Origin of the sequence: Azospirillum brasilense, assembly GCF_003349955.1 — a bacterium.
GTDB lineage: Bacteria > Pseudomonadota > Alphaproteobacteria > Azospirillales > Azospirillaceae > Azospirillum > Azospirillum brasilense_B.
Genome location: NZ_QLKQ01000053.1, coordinates 1 through 16,563, shown reverse-complemented (window position 1 = coordinate 16,563; position 16,563 = coordinate 1). Strand labels below are relative to the sequence as shown.

The following is a 16,563-nucleotide window of genomic DNA, read 5'->3' as shown; positions in this document are numbered from 1 at the left end:
TCCAGTGCGGACACACGCGGACACATGGCGACAATCGCGGAAGCCCTGGCCATCGCCTTCGACCATCACGAGTCCGGCCGTCTGGCCGAGGCCGAGATCCTCTATGGCCGCATCCTCGACGCCGATCCCCATCAGGCGACCGCGCTGCGTCTGCTGGGCGTGCTCTACGGCCAGACGGACCGGCCGAAACTGGCGGCGGCGCTGTTCGTCGGGGCGATCGGGCTGCTTCCCGACGACCCCGGCCTGCGCTACGACCTTGCCCGCGTCCGGCTGATCCTGGAGGACGGGGAGGGGGCGGTGGCCGCCCTGCGGCGGGCGCTGGCGCTCCAGCCCGACCACGCGGCGGCGCTGTTCCAGCTCGCCCTGGCCTGCCGCGGCGTCGGGCGGCACGGCGAGTCGCTGCTGGCGCTGGAACGGCTCCTGACGCTCCAGCCCGACAGCCTGGAGGCCCGCTACCTCGCCGACCGCGCGGTCGAGCGGGAGGGCCGGGCGCTTCTGGAGCGGGGGGAGATCGGGCGGGCGGTGGCGCGGCTCACCCGCCCGGTGGCGGAGGCGATCGGCGTGCCGCTCCTCTCCGCCCACGCCGCCGCCCTCTACCGCGACGGCCGGGCGGGGGAGGCCGCGCGGCTGCTGCGCGGGATGCTCGCCGTCCTGCCGGCGGAGGCCATGGCGCTGTGGAACCTGTCGCTGGGGCGGCTCGACGGTGGCGGTGGCGGTGGCGGCGACGCGGCGGCGGCGGAACGGCTGGCCCGCCGGGCGCGGGCCCTCGCCCCGCAGGAGGCGGAGGCCCACGCCAAGCTGGGGCTGGCGCTGGCCGCCCAGGGACGGCGGGTGGCGGCGGCGGTGGCCGCCCGCGCCGCGCTGGCCTGCGATCCGGCGCACGCGCCGTCCCTGTCCAACCTGGGCGCGCTGATTGTCCAGACGGAGTGCGGGCAGGCGCTGCGGCTGGCCGACCGGGCGCTGCGGCTGGCCCCGGAACTGGCCGAAGCCCAGGTGGTCCGCGGCGACGCCCTGGTGCATCTCGACCGCCCGCGGGACGCGGAGGAAGCCTTCCGCGGCGCGTTGCGCGTGGCGCCCCAACTGGTCGTCGCCCATTGGAATCTGTCCCATCTGCTGCTGCGGCTGGGCGATTACGCCGCCGGCTGGGCGGAATACGAGTGGCGCTGGCGGAGCGAGGCCCTGGCCGGGCAGCGCCGGCCCTTCCGCCAACCGCTGTGGGACGGCACGGATCTGGCGGGGCGGACCATCCTGGTCCACGCCGAACAGGGGCTGGGCGACACCATCCAGTTCGTCCGCTTCCTCGGCGCGGTTCTGCGGGCCGGACCGGCGCGCGTCTATCTGGAGGCCCACGGCCCGCTGCTGTCCCTGCTGGAGCGCAACACCGACCCGGCGCGGGTGACGGTGATCCCGAGGGCGCCCGACTTTCCGGGGGTGGGCGGGCTGCCCGACACCGACGTCCAGATCCCGCTGATGAGCCTGGCCGGCCTGTTCTGCCCGAGCCTGGAGTCCATTCCCGCCAATGCGCCCTATCTGCGCGCCGATCCGCAACGCGCCGCCGCCTGGAGCGAGCGGCTGGCGGTGAAAGAGCCGGGGCTGCGGGTCGGGCTGGTCTGGGCGGGCAACCCGTCCTTCCACGGCGACGCGCAGCGCTCGCCCCGGCTGGCCGGGCTGCGGCCGGTGCTGGACGTGCCGGGCGTGCGGTTCTTCGCGCTGCAGAAGGGGCCGGGGCGCGAGGACCTGGAGCGGATGGACCTGCCGCCCTCCTTCACCGACCTCGGCCCGGAGATCGCCGACGTCGCCGACACCGCGGCGATCATGGCCAACCTGGACCTCGTCATCTCCTCCTGCACCGGGCCGGCCCATCTGGCCGGGGCGCTGGGGGTGCCGGTCTGGGTCGTGCTTCCGCACCCGGCGGACTGGCGCTGGCTGATGGAGCGGGACGACAGCCCCTGGTACCCCACCGCCCGCCTGTTCCGCCAGACCCGCAGCGGCGACTGGTCCGGCCCGGCGGAGGCGGTGGCGCGGGCCTTGCGGGGGCTGGTGGATGGTTCGGAGGGCTGAAGGCGCCCCTTGCGTCAACCGGCGCTTCCCACCATCCTCCTTGCCATCATGCCCGAACTTCCCGAAGTCGAAACCGTCTGCCGCGGCCTCGCCCCCCATCTGGAGGGGCGGACCCTGGTCCAGGTGCTCCAGCGCCGCGCCAACCTGCGCGTTCCCTTTCCGGACGGCTTCTGCGAGCGGCTGACCGGCCGCCGCGTCGAGTCGGTGCGCCGCCGCGCCAAATACATCCTGGTCCATCTCGACGACGGGACGGTGCTGATCGCCCATCTCGGCATGTCGGGCCGCATGATCATCACCCCGGAACGGCCCGACGCCTGGGGCGCCCACGACCATGTCGTGCTGGAGACCGACGCCGGGACGGTGGTGACCTTCAACGACGCCCGCCGCTTCGGCCTGATGGACCTCGCCATGGTGGAGACGCTCGCCGAGCACCGGCTGCTGCGCGGCCTCGGGCCGGAGCCGCTGGGCAACGAATTCTCCGGACCGGTGCTGGCCACGCGGCTGGCCGGGCGGATGACCAGCATCAAGGCCGCCCTGCTGGACCAGGGCGTGGTCGCCGGGCTCGGCAACATCTACGTGTCGGAGGCGCTGTTCCTCGCCCGTCTCAGCCCCACGCGCATCGCCGCCACGGTGACCGGCGCCAAGGCGGAGCGGCTGGCCACGGCGATCCGCGCGGTTCTGGAACGGGCCATCGCCGCGGGGGGATCGTCCTTGCGCGACTACCGGCAGGCGTCGGGGGAGCTCGGCTATTTCCAGCACCAGTTCTCGGTCTACGACCGCGAGGGCGCGCCCTGTCCGGGCTGCACCTGCGACGTGGCGAAGACCGGGGGCGTCCGCCGGATCGTCCAGGCGGGTCGTTCGACTTTCTATTGTCCGCAACGCCAGCGTTGATATAGGTGGAAGGTATGACGGCTCCATCGGCCACCGCGAGGGCGACGCTCGCCGCCCTCCTCCTCGCCGGCCCCGCCCTTGCGGGTCTGGCCGGGGTTCCTTTGCCCGCAACCTTGTCCGTCTGGGCGGCCCCCGCTTGGGCGGCCGACTCCGCCCGTTACGTCGAAGGCATGGGGGACGTGCCGGTCATGCCGGGCCTGGCCCCCGCCGAGGAGGCGCCGCTGGTCTTCGACAAGCCCGCCGGACGCATCGCGCAGTCCGTGATGGCGGGAGCCATGGACCGCAACGCGGTCCTGTCCTTCTACAACCAGACCATGCCGCAGCTCGGCTGGAGCCGCGCCCCGCAACGGGCGGGCGGCAGCGCCAGCTTCCTGCGGGAGGGCGAGGAGCTGCGCCTGGAATTCGTCGAGCCGGCCGCCCGGAAGGCGGCGGCCACGGTGGTCCGCTTCTCGCTGATTCCGCGCTGATCCTCCGAACGAGACCAAGAGAAAACCAGAAGCACCCCCGCCCGGAGCGAGGGGGCAAACCACGGGAGCCTGCTGCATCATGCCGTACGAAACCATTCTCGTCGAAACCCGCGGACCGGTCGGGCTCGTCACGCTGAACCGGCCCAAGGCGCTGAATGCGCTGTCCGACCTGCTGGTGACCGAGCTGGGCCAGGCGCTGGACGCGCTGGAGGCCGACGACTCCGTCGGCGCCATCGTGGTCACGGGTTCGGAGAAGGCCTTCGCCGCCGGCGCCGACATCAAGGAGATGCAGAACTTCTCCTACATGGACGTCTACAAGGCCAACTTCATCACCGCCAAGTGGGAACGGCTGGCCAAGTGCCGCAAGCCGACCATCGCCGCGGTCGCCGGCTACGCGCTGGGCGGCGGCTGCGAGCTGGCGATGATGGCCGACTTCATCCTGGCCGCCGACACCGCCAAGTTCGGCCAGCCGGAGATCACCATCGGCACCATCCCCGGCGCCGGCGGCACGCAGCGCCTGACCCGCTTCGTCGGCAAGTCCAAGGCCATGGAGATGTGCCTGACCGGCCGCCTGATGGACGCCGCCGAGGCCGAGCGCGCCGGCCTCGTCAGCCGCGTCGTGCCGGCGGCGGAGCTGGTGGACGAGGCTGTGAAGGTCGCCGAGAAGATCGCCAAGCTCTCGCGCCCGGTCGTCATGATGGCCAAGGACGCCGTCAACGCCGCCTACGAGACGACCATGTCCGAGGGCATCCGGGTCGAGCGCCGAATCTTCCACTCGACTTTCGCCACCGAAGACCAGAAGGAAGGCATGGCCGCCTTCGCCGAAAAGCGTCAGCCCGATTGGAAGCATCGCTGACATCCCCCGACTCCTCCCCCGTATCTAGCGGGGGAGGGGCAGAAATCCGTCAAGATCTCGTAATCTTTCCTTTGCCGAAAAACAGTGTTGGACGGTGCCTTGACTCCCATTCGGCTGGAGCGTATAAGGCCCCCTCGCACTGGGACAGGCGTGTCGTCCGGAGTAGGGTTTTCATGGCCAATCATAAGTCTGCTGAAAAGCGCATTCGTCAAACCGCGCGTCGTACGGAGATCAACCGTAACCGCGTCAGCCGTATCCGCACCTTCGTGAAGAAGGTCGAGACGGCGATCTCGTCCGGCAACAAGGCTGAAGCCGCTGAGGCTTTCAAGGCCGCGCAGCCGGAAATGATGCGTGGAGCCTCCAAGGGCGTTCTGCACAAGAACACCGTGTCGCGCAAGCTGTCGCGCCTGTCGGCCCGCATCAAGGCTCTCTGAGTTTACTCGGCGTTATAAAGCCGCGCACCAGGTCTGGGCGCGGCTTTTTGCGTTTTTGATAAGTACAGTCTCCGTTCTTTCCGAGTCCTCCGGCAGAACTCCGGTGGGGCAGGGGATCGCGGCTGTTGGATGGCGAGTCGCCTCCGGTGGTCCTGATCTTTGGCGACGACAGGGGCGGGTTTCGGAATCGCTGCGTGATTTTTGCCGCAGTCCGGACCGTTCGCATTCTGTCCTATTGCCACGGCGAGGGCGGCTGATTAGACTTTCCTTCCGTTGGGAATGACGCACCGATGTCGTCTTTGACGTCACGCGCCGTTCACTGAGGGACGGAGACGTTCAAAGCCGCGGGCAAGGTTGCGGGACGCTCAAGAAGCTCGACTCGACCCGTTGCTCCTGGAGCGATGCTTTTCTTAAAACTCGACGTGGCAAGGGCGGAGTCCAACTTCGCCGAAGGGATAGTATTGCCGTCCAGTTGGGAGGCATCCACCGTTGGAGTCTTCAGGAGAGGAATGTTTTGAAGGCAGGAAGCCTAAGTTAAAGGACCTGCGTTAAGGGGTCCGGGTTCGGTCGGGCGGGATCGTGCCCCCTGCGGCGCGGGGCCGTCCGGGGGGAAAGGAGCGGGGTAGGGGAAGCATGTCGGTCGGCGCGTCGTTGGATCAGCAGTGGGCCCGCATTCGGGGCCGCCTCAAGGACGAGGTGGGCGAGATCGCCTACCGCAGCTGGCTGCAGCCGCTTTCCTTTGCCGGAATCCGCGGCGGGGAGGTGCGCATCGTCGTGCCCACCCGCTTCATGCGCGACTGGGTGCTGACCCACTACGCCGACCGCATCCGCAACCTGTGGGCCGGCGAGAATCCGGACGTCCTGTCCATCGACGTCGTGGTCGCCTCCGCCAACGCCCCGTCCATGCTGATGCCGGAATTGACGTCGGATGGGGACGCGGGCGAGCCGTCGCGCGACTCCGATCCGGCCGACGGCACCGTCGGCGGCGGCCCGGTTCCCCCGGCGCCCGCCCCGCGCGCCGCGGCGCTCAGCCAATCCGGTTCCTATGGGGCCGCCTCCTACGGGGCCAATTCCTACATCGGCTCGTCCTATTCGGCGGGGCCGCCCTCCTTCGCGTCGGACGAGTCGCCCACGGCGGTCGCCTCGGTGCTGGAGGACCGGACCGACATCTCGGCGCCGCTGGACCCCCGCTTCACCTTCGAGAACTTCGTGGTGGGCAAGCCGAACGAGCTGGCCCACGCCGCCGCCCGGCGCGTCGCCGACGCCACCTCGGTCACCTTCAACCCGCTGTTCCTCTATGGCGGGGTTGGGCTGGGCAAGACCCACCTGATGCACGCCATCGCCTGGCAGATCCGGCGGAACGATCCGAACCGCAAGGTGATCTACCTGTCGGCGGAAAAGTTCATGTACCAGTTCATCCGGGCGTTGCGCTTCAAGGACACCATGGCCTTCAAGCAGCAGTTCCGCTCGGTGGACGTGCTGATGATCGACGACGTGCAGTTCATCAGCGGCAAGGACAGCACCCAGGAGGAGTTCTTCCACACCTTCAACGCGCTGGTGGACCAGAACCGTCAGGTCATCATCTCCGCCGACAAGAGCCCGTCCGACCTGGAAGGCATGGAGGAGCGGCTGCGCTCCCGCCTCGGCTGGGGCCTCGTCGCGGACATCCACCCGACCACCTACGAGCTGCGGCTGGGCATCCTCCAGGCCAAGGCGGACGCGCTGAACGCGGCCATCCCGCTGAAGGTTCTGGAATTCCTCGCCCACAAGATCACCTCCAACGTGCGCGAGCTGGAAGGGGCGCTGAACCGCATCGTCGCCCACGCCGAGCTGGTCGGCCGGGCCATCTCGCTGGAATCGACGCAGGAGGTGCTGCACGACCTGCTGCGCGCCAACGACCGCCGCGTCACCATCGACGAGATCCAGAAGCGGGTGGCGGAGCATTTCAACATCCGCGTCGCCGACATGCATTCGGCCCGCCGCGCCCGCGCCGTGGCCCGCCCGCGGCAGGTCGCCATGTATCTCGCCAAGCAGCTCACCGCCCGCTCCCTGCCGGAAATCGGGCGCAAGTTCGGCGGGCGCGACCACACCACCGTGATGCACGCGGTGAAGAAGGTGGAGGAGCTGCGCACCACCGACCCCGCCTTCGCCGAGGACGTCGAGCTTCTCCGCCGCATGCTGGAGAGCTGACGGCTTCGAGGTGTTCCCTTGGCCGTTACAGGTCGATGAAGTTTGCGCCCACGCCCGCTTGAGCCATGGACGGCGCCCGGATATCGCGGCACAGTTGCCGCTGCGGCGGAGTCCGGCTGGACCGGTTCCGCGGCCGGCCCCGCGATGGGCACAGCCGGCATGAATTCGGGCCAATAAGAAAAGGGGAGAGCAGGTGCCATGACCAAGGTTCCGGAAACCACCAGCCTGGAACAGCGCTCCAGCGCCGAGACCCAGCGCGCCGCCAAGGGCTTCACCCGCCGCCTGCTGCTCCAGGGGACCGCCGCCGCCGCGGGCGTCGCTGCGGTCGGCCCCTTCATCCTGCGCGAGGGCCGCGCCGCGTCAGGCAGCGTCAAGATCTTCTCCTGGGCCGGCTACATCAGCCCGGACATGCTGGCCGACTTCGAGAAGAAGACCGGCATCAAGGCCAGCCTGACCGAATACGGCACCAACGACGAGCTGCTGAACCAGCTCAAGGCCACCGGCGGCGCCGGCTTCGACATCATCCACCCCACGGTGGACCGCGTGCCGAACTATGTGGAGTTCGAGCTGGTCCAGCCGCTGGACGAATCGAAGGTCAAATGGGACGGCTGCTTGAAGTCGGCGGTCGAGGGCTCCGCCGCCATGGGCGCCGTGGTCGGCGGCAAGCGCTTCTTCGCGCCCGCCGACTGGGGAACCGAAGCCATCGCCTACGATCAGGCCAAGGCGCCGCTGACCTACGGCACGGCCAGCTACGGCGACCTGTGGAAGCCGGAGCACGCCGGCAAGGTGACGGTGCGCGGCCATTCCGGCCTGATCGGCATCGGCCTGTGGCTGGAAGGCCAGGGCAAGCTGCCCCACCCGATCCGCGAGCAGTTCAAGGACGAGGCGAAGGCGCGCGCCAACTTCGACGCGATCCTTCAGGTCGCCGCCGCCAACAAGAAGGCCATCGGCCAGTTCTGGTCGAACGAGAACGAGGCCCAGGGCGCCTTCCGCACCAACGGCTGCGTCATCGGCCAGACCTGGGATTCGTCCGCGGTCGCCCTGCGCAAGGAGGGGCTGCCGATCCGTTTCCTGGCGCCGAAGGAAGGGGCGCTGGCCTGGATGGAGGGCTTCGCGATCCCGGCCAAGGCGGCGAACCTGGAGCAGGCCTACGCCTGGATCAACTGGTTCTACACGCCGGAGGCGGGCGCCCTCTACACCAACCATTCCGGCATCTCCAGCACGGCGGTCGGGGCGGAGGCGCATCTGTCCGACCTGAACAAGCAGTTCTTCGCCGACGCCTATCCGGGCGACGCGCTGCAGAAGCTGTGGTGGTGGCCGATCCAGGAGGCTTGGTACGTCTCCATCCGCAACGAGTACCAGGACCGCTTCCTGGCCGCGTGACACTAAATCTCTCCCGTCCCCAGTGTCCCCTCTCCCCCCTGGGGAGAGGGATAGGGTGAGGGGGTTGCGCTTGGCGGTACGTCCGGCACAAGCGCAACCCCCTCACTCAGCCCTTCGGGCCACCCTCTCCCCGGAGGGGAGAGGGGTAAGGGCGGCGCCTCCGCCAGAGGACTTCAGCATTCCAATCAGGTGCCTATGAGTCAGGACGTCCAGCTCGAGTCCGTCACCATGCGGTTCGGTTCCGTCACCGCCGTCCGCGACGTGTCGCTGACGGTCGGGGCGGGGGAATTCTTCAGCTTCCTCGGCCCGTCGGGCTGCGGCAAGACCACCATCCTGCGCATGGTCTCCGGCTTCATGGAGCCGACGGAGGGCGCCATCCGCATCGGCGGCCGCGACATGCGCGGCATCGGCCCGAACAAGCGCCCGACCGCGCTGATCTTCCAGAACCTCGCCTTGTTCCCGCTGATGACGGTGGCGGAGAACATCGGCTTCGGGCTGGAGGTGCGCGGCGTGCCCTCGGCGGAGCGCCAGGGGCGGGTGCGCAAGCTGCTCGACCTCGTGGCCCTGCCCGACGCCGCGGAGAAAAAGGTGACGGAGCTGTCGGGCGGCCAGCGCCAGCGCATCGCCATCGCCCGCGCGCTGGCGGTCGAGCCCGCCGTCCTGCTGCTGGACGAGCCGCTGTCGGCGCTCGACCTGAAGCTGCGCCAGCACATGCGCGCCGAGCTGCGCGACCTGCAGAAGCGGACCGGCGTGACCTTCATCTACATCACTCACGACCAGGGCGAGGCGCTGACCATGTCCGATCGGATCGGCGTGATGTCCAAGGGCGTGCTGGAGCAGGTGGGCGACGGCCGGGCCATCTACGATCACCCGGAAACCGCCTTCGTCGCCTCCTTCGTGGGCGAGAACAACCGCTTCGCCGGCACCGTCGCCGAGTCGGCGGGGGGCATGGCCGTTCTGGACACGCCCCGCGGCCGTCTGATCGGGCGCAACCCGCGCCGCCTGTCGCCCGGCGACCGCGCCACCCTGTTCGTCCGGCCGGAGCGCATGGCGGCGGGGGCGGGGGCGGAGAACGCGCTGGAGGCGCGGGTCACCCACCGCGATTTCGAGGGCGCCTTCATCAACGCCTTCCTGGAGGGCGGCATCACCGTCCAGGTCCCGCATCTGGGCGACGAGCCGCCGCTGACCCCCGGCGAGCCCGCCCGCCTCGCCTTCCGGGCGGAGGACGCCGTGGTGCTGCCCGACGCGCCGGTTTGATCTCAATCAGCGCCCGATTGGCACCGCCACAGGGATGGCCGCGCGGAAGGGCACCTTTTCGAAGTCGCTGACCAGAGCGTCCAGCCGCACCGTCCAGGACCCGGCCACCGGCAGCGTCACCCCGTCGGCCGCGTAGACGCCGGGCGCCAACTTGGGGAGGGGGCGGGTGATGCCCTCGACCCCGGCGGCGGGCAGGGCCAGCTCCGCCGACACCTCCAGCGCGTCGAGCGGCGCGCCGTCCGGTCCCGTCAGGCGCATCTCGACGCGGTTCGCTCCCGGCGTCGCCGGGGTCACCGTCACGATGGCGGTGCGCCCGCGCGCCACGACCGCGGTGCTGAAGCCCGCCGGCTTCTCGGCGAAGACCGGCGGGGCCTGGGTGCGCGGCGGCGGCGTGGTGCCCAGCCCGGCGGTGAACAGCACGACCAGCGCCGCGACCACCATCTCGGTGTGGACGCTGGCGCGCAGCCGGGCCGCTCCCTCAGTCCCCATGGTCTCCAGCCGTGGGGACAGCCACCAGCGGTTGACGGCGGCCAGCCCCAGCAGGGCCAGCGCGCAGACGATCTTGCCGGTCCAGATCTGGCCGTAGGCGGTGGTCAGGATGGCGCGCGAGTCGGCGATCTGCAACACGCTCAGCCCCGCGCCGGCGAGCAGAAGCACGGCCACCGCCGGAACCGCGATGGTCGAGAAGCGGCGGACCAGCCGCAGCGACTCGGCCGGCGGTTCCGTCCGCAGCAGCACGGCCAGCGGCCAGAAGCTGCCGATCCAGAAGGCCACCGCCAGACCGTGCAAGGCGACCAGCGGCACGCTGAGCCAGCGCGGCTCCGCGGTCGCGGCGTGGCCGGTGGCGGCCAGAGCCAGCGCCGCCCCGACCGCCCCGGCGATCAGCAACACACGGCCCGCCGTCCCGCGGTCCTCCAGGGCCAGCCCGAGGGCGGCGGCGATCAGGCCGAGCAGGGCGAGAAGGGCGCTCGGCCCCGCCGTGCTGGTCAGGCCGGCGATCCAGGGCGAGGCTCCGGCCAGGGCGGACAGCGGCGCCCCTTCCAGAACCGCACCGGCCAGCCCGGCGTTCAGCACCGCCACCAGCGCGGCGACGCCGACGCCCAGGCACAGGCCGGGGCGCAGGCGACGATTCAGCGGACTCCACCGCCCCGCCACCAGAACCAGGAACAGCCCACCGCCCACCGCGGCGAGCAGGCTTCCGTAATGGAGCGCCCGGACCGCGGCGGCGGCCAGCAGGGTGGCATGCGGCGTCGCCCCACCCAGCTCCGACAGTCGTTCCGGTTCCGCACCGATCCCGAACAGGAGTGATCCGGCGACCGGGTGGCCGTCCGCCGAGCTGACGCGGTAGTTGAGGATGTGCGTTCCCACCGCCAGCCCGCCGGGCAGGGTGACGCGCAGCGCCCCGTCCCCGGCAGCGGGCGGGGCGGGCAGGGGAAGCTCCACCCCGCCGGGGCCGATCAGTTTCACCGACACCGGCCGCACCGGCTCGTTGAAGCGCAGCACGGCCTCGGCGGGCGGGCTGTCGAGCCGCGCCCCGTCCTCCGGGGCGCTCTCGACCAGCACGGCGTGCGCCAGGGCCGGCGCGGACAGGGACAGCAGCATCAGGGCGGCGACCCACCCCACGACCAGCCGGCGCATGCGATCGTCCCTTCCCTTACGGCTTGGCGGTCAGGGTGACGCCGGGGGCCGGCTCCTTGTAATCGTGGTCGGTCTTGCCCGGCTCCGGAATCTCGATCCAGCGGTGCACGCCCGTCTCGCACTCCTGCACCACGGGGAAATAGACCACGGTGCCGGGCGCGGCGTCGGGCAGGCGGGCGCGGAAGACGAACTCGTCGTAATGGGCGTCGGGCAGCGAGCCGCCGGTCCAGGCGATCTCGGTGACCCCCTTGCTCAGCGACTCGCCGTAATAATCATAGGCCTTGGCGTATTGGCCTTCCTTGGTCGTCAGGGTCCAGCCGGGCTTGGGCATCGGCTTCACCGCGATGACCCCCTCCGGGATCTGCACGCGCAGGGCGACGGTGGGGGAGGCGCCGCAGCCATGGCCGACGCGCAGCACGCCCTTGTAGGTGCTGGCGGCGGGAGCCTGCTTGGTTTCCAGCGTGGTGTGGGCGAGGGCGGTGGCAGCGGGCAGGCAAACGAGGACGGCGGCGGTCAGCAGGGCGCCGCGGGTGTTGCGGGTCATGGGAACTCTCCGGTGTGTGCGCAGGCGTCGGATGGGGCCGTTGGGCCTGGTTCCGATTGACGGGGTTTCCGTTTCCGCAGTGCCCCCACCCCGGCCCTCCCCCGCTTCGCAGGGGAGGGTGCCTTGCGCGAAGCGGCGTCCGTCCCCTCCCCTGCGACAGCGGGGGAGGGTTAGGGTGGGGGCAACCGTCAGCGACGACGGGGAGACGGAAAGAGAAACGGTCGCGTGCCGGAAAAAGGCCGTTCAGCCGCAGGCCCGCGCCTGTGAGTGCGTGTGTGTCTGCGAGGGAACTCGGTCAGACACTCACCGGAGGCGCCCGGGCGGAGAAGGCGCGCGGGGCGCGGCCCGCCCCGGCCTCGTCGTCCGCGGGCCGCGGAAGGGCGGCCAGCAGGATCCCGGCCGGCGGCAGCGGGGCCGGGGCCACGGCCGGACCCAGCAGGGACCCGCCGCCCAGCGACAGGCAGATCGGGCAGTAGGTGACGTGGCCCGGCGTGCCGTCGGGGACCGGGCCATGGTCGGCGTGCGGCGCGGCGGAGGCGTCGGGCGCGGCGCCGGAATGGCAGATCGAGCCGGCCATGGCGAACGGCACCGACTCCGCCAGGACCTTGGCCAGCGGCGCCGGGACGTGGGTGGCCATGACCAGGGCGTGGAAGACCAGCACCAGCGCGGCGACCCACGCTGTGGCTTCCCTCATCACCCCGGATGTCCGCCATGCACGCATGCCCCCACTATGGGCACAGTCCAAGCCTCGAAAAAAGGCAATAAAGTTGTGGTTATTGGGCGGGGCATGGCCTCGCTTGCGCTCCGGCCCGCGGTCGTGAGAGGCTTTCGATCCTAGAATCTCGGTGGGTTGGGGGAGTGGTCATGGGCGGCGTGCTGCGCCGGTACGGTCCGGTGTTGACCGCGGCGATCCTGCTGGCGGTGGCCGTGTGGCTGCTGCTGCTGGTCGTGCTGCCGCAATTGCTGATGGTGGATTTCTCCTTCCGCCCGTCGCTGCCGCCCAGCAAGGCCGGCGGGCCGGAGGACGTCTACACGCTGCGCAACTACGCGACGCTGTGGACCAACCAGATCCATCTGGCGATCTTCCTCAAGACGATCTGGGCGAGCAGCCTCGTCACCGCGGTGACGCTGGCCGTCTGCTACCCCGTCGCCTTCTACATGGCGCAGGTGGCGCCGCGGCGGCGCCTGCCGCTGCTCGTGTTGATGCTCGTCGTCCCCTTCTGGATCAACGAGCTGCTGCGCACCTTCGCCTGGTACATCATCCTGGCCTTCAACGGGCCGCTGAACGCGCTGCTCGTCGGGCTCGGCATTTTCTCGGAACCGCAGCGGCTGCTCGGCGGCGATGCCGGGGTGATCATCGGGATGGTCTACGTCTACATCCTCTTCATGGTGTTCCCGATCATGAACGCCATGGAGTCGCTGGACCGCAACCAGATCGAGGCGGCGCGCGACCTGGGGGCCGGCTGGCTGCGCATCCACCGCCGCATCGTCATCCCCCACGCCAAGCCGGGCATCGCGGTCGGCTGCATCATGACCTTCATGCTGGCGGCGGGCAGCTACGCCGTGCCGGCCCTGCTCGGCGGACCGCAGAGCCGCTGGTTCACCGAGGTCATCTACAACTGGTTCTTCGAGGGCGGGAACTGGAACCAGGGGGCGGCCTACGCCTTCATCCTGCTGATCCTGTGCGTCGCCTTCATCCTGCTGATGATGCGGCTGTTCCGCGTCGGTCTCACGGATATTGCGAAATGATGGGGCCGACATGACCGCCGCACGCTTCCGCCGCTGGGTCACCGGGGCCTATCTGGTCCTGTTCTTCGGCTATCTGTTCCTGCCGCTGGGGATCATGGCGGCGGCGACCTTCAACAGCAGCCGCTTCCCGACCGTCACCCCCTGGATGGGCTTCACGCTGCAATGGTTCGGCGCCCTGTGGGCCGACCAGCGCATGTGGCAGGCGCTGGGGACCAGCCTGCTGGTCGGGGCGGGGGTGATCGCGGTGGCGGTGCCGCTGGGCTTGGCGGCGGCGCTGCTGCTCGACCGGCTGCACAGTCGGGCGCGGACCTTCCTCTACGCCGTGATGGTCTCGCCGCTTCTGACGCCGGGGGTGATCGTCGGCATCTCCACGCTGGTCTTCTGGCGGGAGTGGTTCGGGGTGACCGGCGGCCTGTTCCTGACCATCCTGGCGCAATCCAGCTTCATCGCGGCCTACGCGATGCTGCTGTTCCTGGCGCGGCTGCAACGGTTCGACCAGACGCTGGAGGAGGCGGCGCTGGATCTGGGCGCCACCCACGGGCAGGTGTTCCGGCGGATCACGCTGCCCTATCTGACGCCCGCCATCCTGTCGGCGTCCTTCCTGGCTTTCCTGCAGAGCTTCGAGAACTACAACACGACGCTGTTCGTCCGCGGGCTGGACACCACGCTGACGGTCTACATCGCCTCGAAGGTGCGCACGGGCCTGACGCCCGCGGTCAACGCGCTGTCGCTGATCCTGATCGCGCTGACCATCCTGGGCGCCGTCGTCTACGAAATCCTGCGCCGGCGCGAAGCGCGCCGGCAGCCGGACCCCGCGTGACGGCGGCAGACCTTATTCTTCGCTTTCGTCGGCGTCGGCTTCGATCTGGGCGGCCAGATCGCGCAGCATGTCGATGACGTCCTCGTGGCTGGTCTCGTCCACGGCGGTGTTCACGGCGGCCTCGATCATGGCGACGGCGATGTAGGGGCCGAGGACCCCGCCTTCCTTGATCGCCGCGTCGAGATGCTTCTCGGCGACCGACAGGGCCTTCTCGAAGAGGGCCTCGGCCGTCTGGTTGGTGCTGTCCTTGCTCATCTTGCGGTCCGTTGCGGGTGTTATGGTGCGACTCCTATAACACCGGCCCGCCCGGGTTGGCGCGGCAAATCGGGACGGTGCGGGGAATGACCGTCATGCCCGGGCTTGCCCCGGCCCGCCGCACCGGCCACATTCGGCCGGAACCACCATCCGACAGGCGACCATGACCGATCCGACCCGTCCCGACCTCTACCGTTTCTGGATCGCGGAGCATGTGCGCTTCGCCGACCTCGACGCGCTCGGCCACGTCAACAACAACGCCATCGGCGTGTATTTCGAGCAGCTCCGCGTGTCGCTGGTCCATGACTGCGGCGGTTTCCGCGGCGAGTCCCCCTGGACCGTCGTGCTGGCGCGCAGCGTCATCGACTACAAGGCCGAACTGCTGTTCCCGGCGGACATCCGCGTCGGCGCGCGGGTGGCGAAGGTCGGCAACACCTCCGTCGTGCTGGGGGCGGCGATCTTCGACGGCGACCGCTGCATCGCCGTTCAGGAGGCCGTCTGCGTCATCGTCGACAAGGACAGCCACCGCCCGACCCCGGTGCCGGCCGACCTGCGCGACGCCCTGGCCCGCTACGCGTGAGGACGCCGTGCCGCCGCTTCTCCCGCTGACCCGCCGCACTCTGCTGACCGGCTCCGCCCTGCTGGCCGGGTCCGGCCTGCTGCCGCGTGCGGCCCGTGCGGCGGTGGTGGGGGAGAGGAGGGCGGTCCGCCTGTCCGCCGGCCCGGCCCGCGCCAGTCTGGCGGGGGCGGGCTTTCCCGACACGGCGGTGTGGGCCTATGACGGGCGGATTCCGGGGCCGGAGTTGCGCTTCCGCCAGGGCGACACGGCGCGCATCGCCTTCGCCAACGCCCTGCCGGAAGCGACAACCATCCACTGGCACGGCCTGCGCGTTCCCAACGCCATGGACGGGGTGCCTGGCCCGTCGCTGCCGCCGGTGCCGGCGGGCGGGCGCTTCGACTACGAGTTCCCGCTGAAGGATGCCGGCACCTTCTGGTACCACCCGCACGTCAACAGCGGCGTGCAGGTGGCCCACGGCCTGACCGGCGCCTTCGTCGTGGAGGAGCGCGAGCCGATCCGCGTCGACCGCGACCTGCTCTGGCTGCTCGGCGACTGGCGGCTGACGAAGGAGGCGGAACTGGCCGGCGGCTTCGGCCACCCCATGGACGCCACCCACGCCGGGCGCATCGGCAACACCGTCACCATCAACGGCGCGGTGCGGGACCGCGTGTCGGTCCGCGCCGGGGAGCGCGTCCGCCTGCGCCTGATCAACGCGGCGAACGCCCGCGTCTTCGCGCTCGACTTCCAGGGCCACGCGCCGCGGGTGATCGCGCTCGATGGCCAGCCGGTGACGCCGCACACCCCGCCGGACGGCAAGGTGGTGCTGGGACCCGGCCAGCGCGCCGACCTCGTGATCGACATGGAAGGCCGACCGGGGGAGGGCTTCGACGTGGTCGACGGCTTCTACCCGCGCATGGCCTACCGGCTGACCCGCCTGACCTACGGCGACGAGGCGCCCCTGCGCGACTCGCCGCTGGACGCCCCGATCGCGCTGGCCGCCAACCCGCTGCCGGAGCCCGATCTCGCCGGCGCCGTCCGCCAGGACGTGGTGCTGGACGGCGGGATGCACGGCGCCATGCCGAAGACCGCCGGGCCGCGCGGCCCCTTCTGGGCGCTGAACGGCGTCGCGGCCATGGGGCATCATCATCTGGAACCGCTCATCACCGTCAAACGCGGTCAAACGCAGGTGACGGCCTTCGTCAACGAGACCGGCTGGTGGCACCCCATGCACCTGCACGGCTTTCCTTTCCGCGTCCTCTCGCGCAACGGCCGGCCGGCCGAACACCGCGAGTGGCGCGACACCGTCCTGCTCGGCCCCCGTGAGACGGCCGAGATCGCCTTCGTGGCCGAAGAGGCCGGCGACTGGATGCTCCACTGCCATGTTCTGGAGCATCAGGAGACCGGCATGATGGCCGTCCTGAGAGTGACCGCGTGAAACGACCCGCCCCCAAACACCGCC

16 protein-coding genes are annotated in these 16,563 nt (G+C 70.4%); 12 read left to right on the top strand and 4 right to left on the bottom strand.

Going from position 1 to position 16,563, the window contains the following annotated elements; translation table 11 throughout:
* The first annotated feature begins 24 nt into the window (after nt 1-24).
* From DXK32_RS21370 to DXK32_RS21335, 8 genes are all read left to right on the top strand, one after another.
* Nucleotides 25-2,061 (top strand): tetratricopeptide repeat protein, encoded by a 2,037-nt coding sequence (locus DXK32_RS21370; RefSeq protein WP_114860349.1) that lies wholly within the window; start codon nt 25-27, stop codon nt 2,059-2,061.
* A gap of 48 nt (nt 2,062-2,109) precedes the next feature.
* Entirely contained in the window at nt 2,110-2,952 is an 843-nt protein-coding gene (mutM, locus tag DXK32_RS21365) for a bifunctional DNA-formamidopyrimidine glycosylase/DNA-(apurinic or apyrimidinic site) lyase (RefSeq protein ID WP_114860372.1), read from the top strand.
* Nucleotides 2,953-2,966: 14 nt separating this feature from the next.
* The gene (locus tag DXK32_RS21360; protein ID WP_114860348.1) at nt 2,967-3,419 is read left to right on the top strand and encodes a hypothetical protein; all 453 of its coding nucleotides are present in this window, start codon (nt 2,967-2,969) and stop codon (nt 3,417-3,419) included.
* Nucleotides 3,420-3,498: 79 nt separating this feature from the next.
* Nucleotides 3,499-4,275 (top strand): enoyl-CoA hydratase, encoded by a 777-nt coding sequence (locus DXK32_RS21355; RefSeq protein WP_114860347.1) that lies wholly within the window; start codon nt 3,499-3,501, stop codon nt 4,273-4,275.
* 173 nt (nt 4,276-4,448) lie between these two features.
* The gene (gene rpsT / locus DXK32_RS21350; protein WP_014238814.1) at nt 4,449-4,709 is read left to right on the top strand and encodes a 30S ribosomal protein S20; all 261 of its coding nucleotides are present in this window, start codon (nt 4,449-4,451) and stop codon (nt 4,707-4,709) included.
* 633 nt (nt 4,710-5,342) lie between these two features.
* Nucleotides 5,343-6,899 (top strand): chromosomal replication initiator protein DnaA, encoded by a 1,557-nt coding sequence (gene dnaA / locus DXK32_RS21345; RefSeq protein WP_114860346.1) that lies wholly within the window; start codon nt 5,343-5,345, stop codon nt 6,897-6,899.
* 198 nt (nt 6,900-7,097) lie between these two features.
* Nucleotides 7,098-8,282 carry an extracellular solute-binding protein gene (locus DXK32_RS21340; protein WP_205215788.1) on the top strand — a complete coding sequence of 395 codons (1,185 nt, stop codon included), beginning with the start codon at nt 7,098-7,100 and terminating at the stop codon, nt 8,280-8,282.
* 195 nt (nt 8,283-8,477) lie between these two features.
* The gene (locus tag DXK32_RS21335; protein ID WP_114860345.1) at nt 8,478-9,539 is read left to right on the top strand and encodes an ABC transporter ATP-binding protein; all 1,062 of its coding nucleotides are present in this window, start codon (nt 8,478-8,480) and stop codon (nt 9,537-9,539) included.
* Nucleotides 9,540-9,545: 6 nt separating this feature from the next.
* Here the strand turns inward: DXK32_RS21335 and DXK32_RS21330 are convergent, their stop codons facing one another.
* The 3 genes from DXK32_RS21330 to DXK32_RS21320 all read right to left on the bottom strand — a co-directional run bounded on the left by DXK32_RS21330 (nt 9,546) and on the right by DXK32_RS21320 (nt 12,415).
* Nucleotides 9,546-11,177, bottom strand: a complete 1,632-nt coding sequence (locus tag DXK32_RS21330; protein WP_114860344.1) for a CopD family protein — start codon at nt 11,175-11,177, stop codon at nt 9,546-9,548.
* A 16-nt stretch (nt 11,178-11,193) separates the two neighbouring features.
* Nucleotides 11,194-11,721, bottom strand: a complete 528-nt coding sequence (locus DXK32_RS21325; protein ID WP_114860343.1) for a YcnI family copper-binding membrane protein — start codon at nt 11,719-11,721, stop codon at nt 11,194-11,196.
* Between the two features lie 295 nt (nt 11,722-12,016).
* Nucleotides 12,017-12,415, bottom strand: coding sequence for a DUF2946 family protein (locus tag DXK32_RS21320; protein ID WP_162801293.1), 399 nt, complete (start codon nt 12,413-12,415; stop codon nt 12,017-12,019).
* Nucleotides 12,416-12,585: 170 nt separating this feature from the next.
* Here DXK32_RS21320 and DXK32_RS21315 point away from each other — a divergent pair, with 170 nt between their 5' ends.
* Together DXK32_RS21315 and DXK32_RS21310 are read left to right on the top strand one after the other, a co-directional pair.
* Nucleotides 12,586-13,470, top strand: coding sequence for an ABC transporter permease (locus DXK32_RS21315; protein WP_114860341.1), 885 nt, complete (start codon nt 12,586-12,588; stop codon nt 13,468-13,470).
* A 10-nt stretch (nt 13,471-13,480) separates the two neighbouring features.
* Nucleotides 13,481-14,290: an ABC transporter permease gene (locus DXK32_RS21310; protein WP_114860340.1), complete on the top strand. Its 810-nt coding sequence runs from the start codon at nt 13,481-13,483 to the stop codon at nt 14,288-14,290.
* A gap of 12 nt (nt 14,291-14,302) precedes the next feature.
* Here the strand turns inward: DXK32_RS21310 and DXK32_RS21305 are convergent, their stop codons facing one another.
* Nucleotides 14,303-14,545 carry a hypothetical protein gene (locus tag DXK32_RS21305; RefSeq protein WP_014238802.1) on the bottom strand — a complete coding sequence of 81 codons (243 nt, stop codon included), beginning with the start codon at nt 14,543-14,545 and terminating at the stop codon, nt 14,303-14,305.
* 163 nt (nt 14,546-14,708) lie between these two features.
* Between DXK32_RS21305 and DXK32_RS21300 the strand changes: the two genes are divergently transcribed.
* Both DXK32_RS21300 and DXK32_RS21295 read left to right on the top strand, forming a co-directional pair.
* Nucleotides 14,709-15,125, top strand: coding sequence for an acyl-CoA thioesterase (locus DXK32_RS21300; RefSeq protein WP_114860339.1), 417 nt, complete (start codon nt 14,709-14,711; stop codon nt 15,123-15,125).
* 7 nt (nt 15,126-15,132) lie between these two features.
* The gene (locus DXK32_RS21295) at nt 15,133-16,539 is read left to right on the top strand and encodes a multicopper oxidase family protein (RefSeq protein ID WP_114860338.1); all 1,407 of its coding nucleotides are present in this window, start codon (nt 15,133-15,135) and stop codon (nt 16,537-16,539) included.
* The last annotated feature ends 24 nt before the right edge of the window (nt 16,540-16,563 follow it).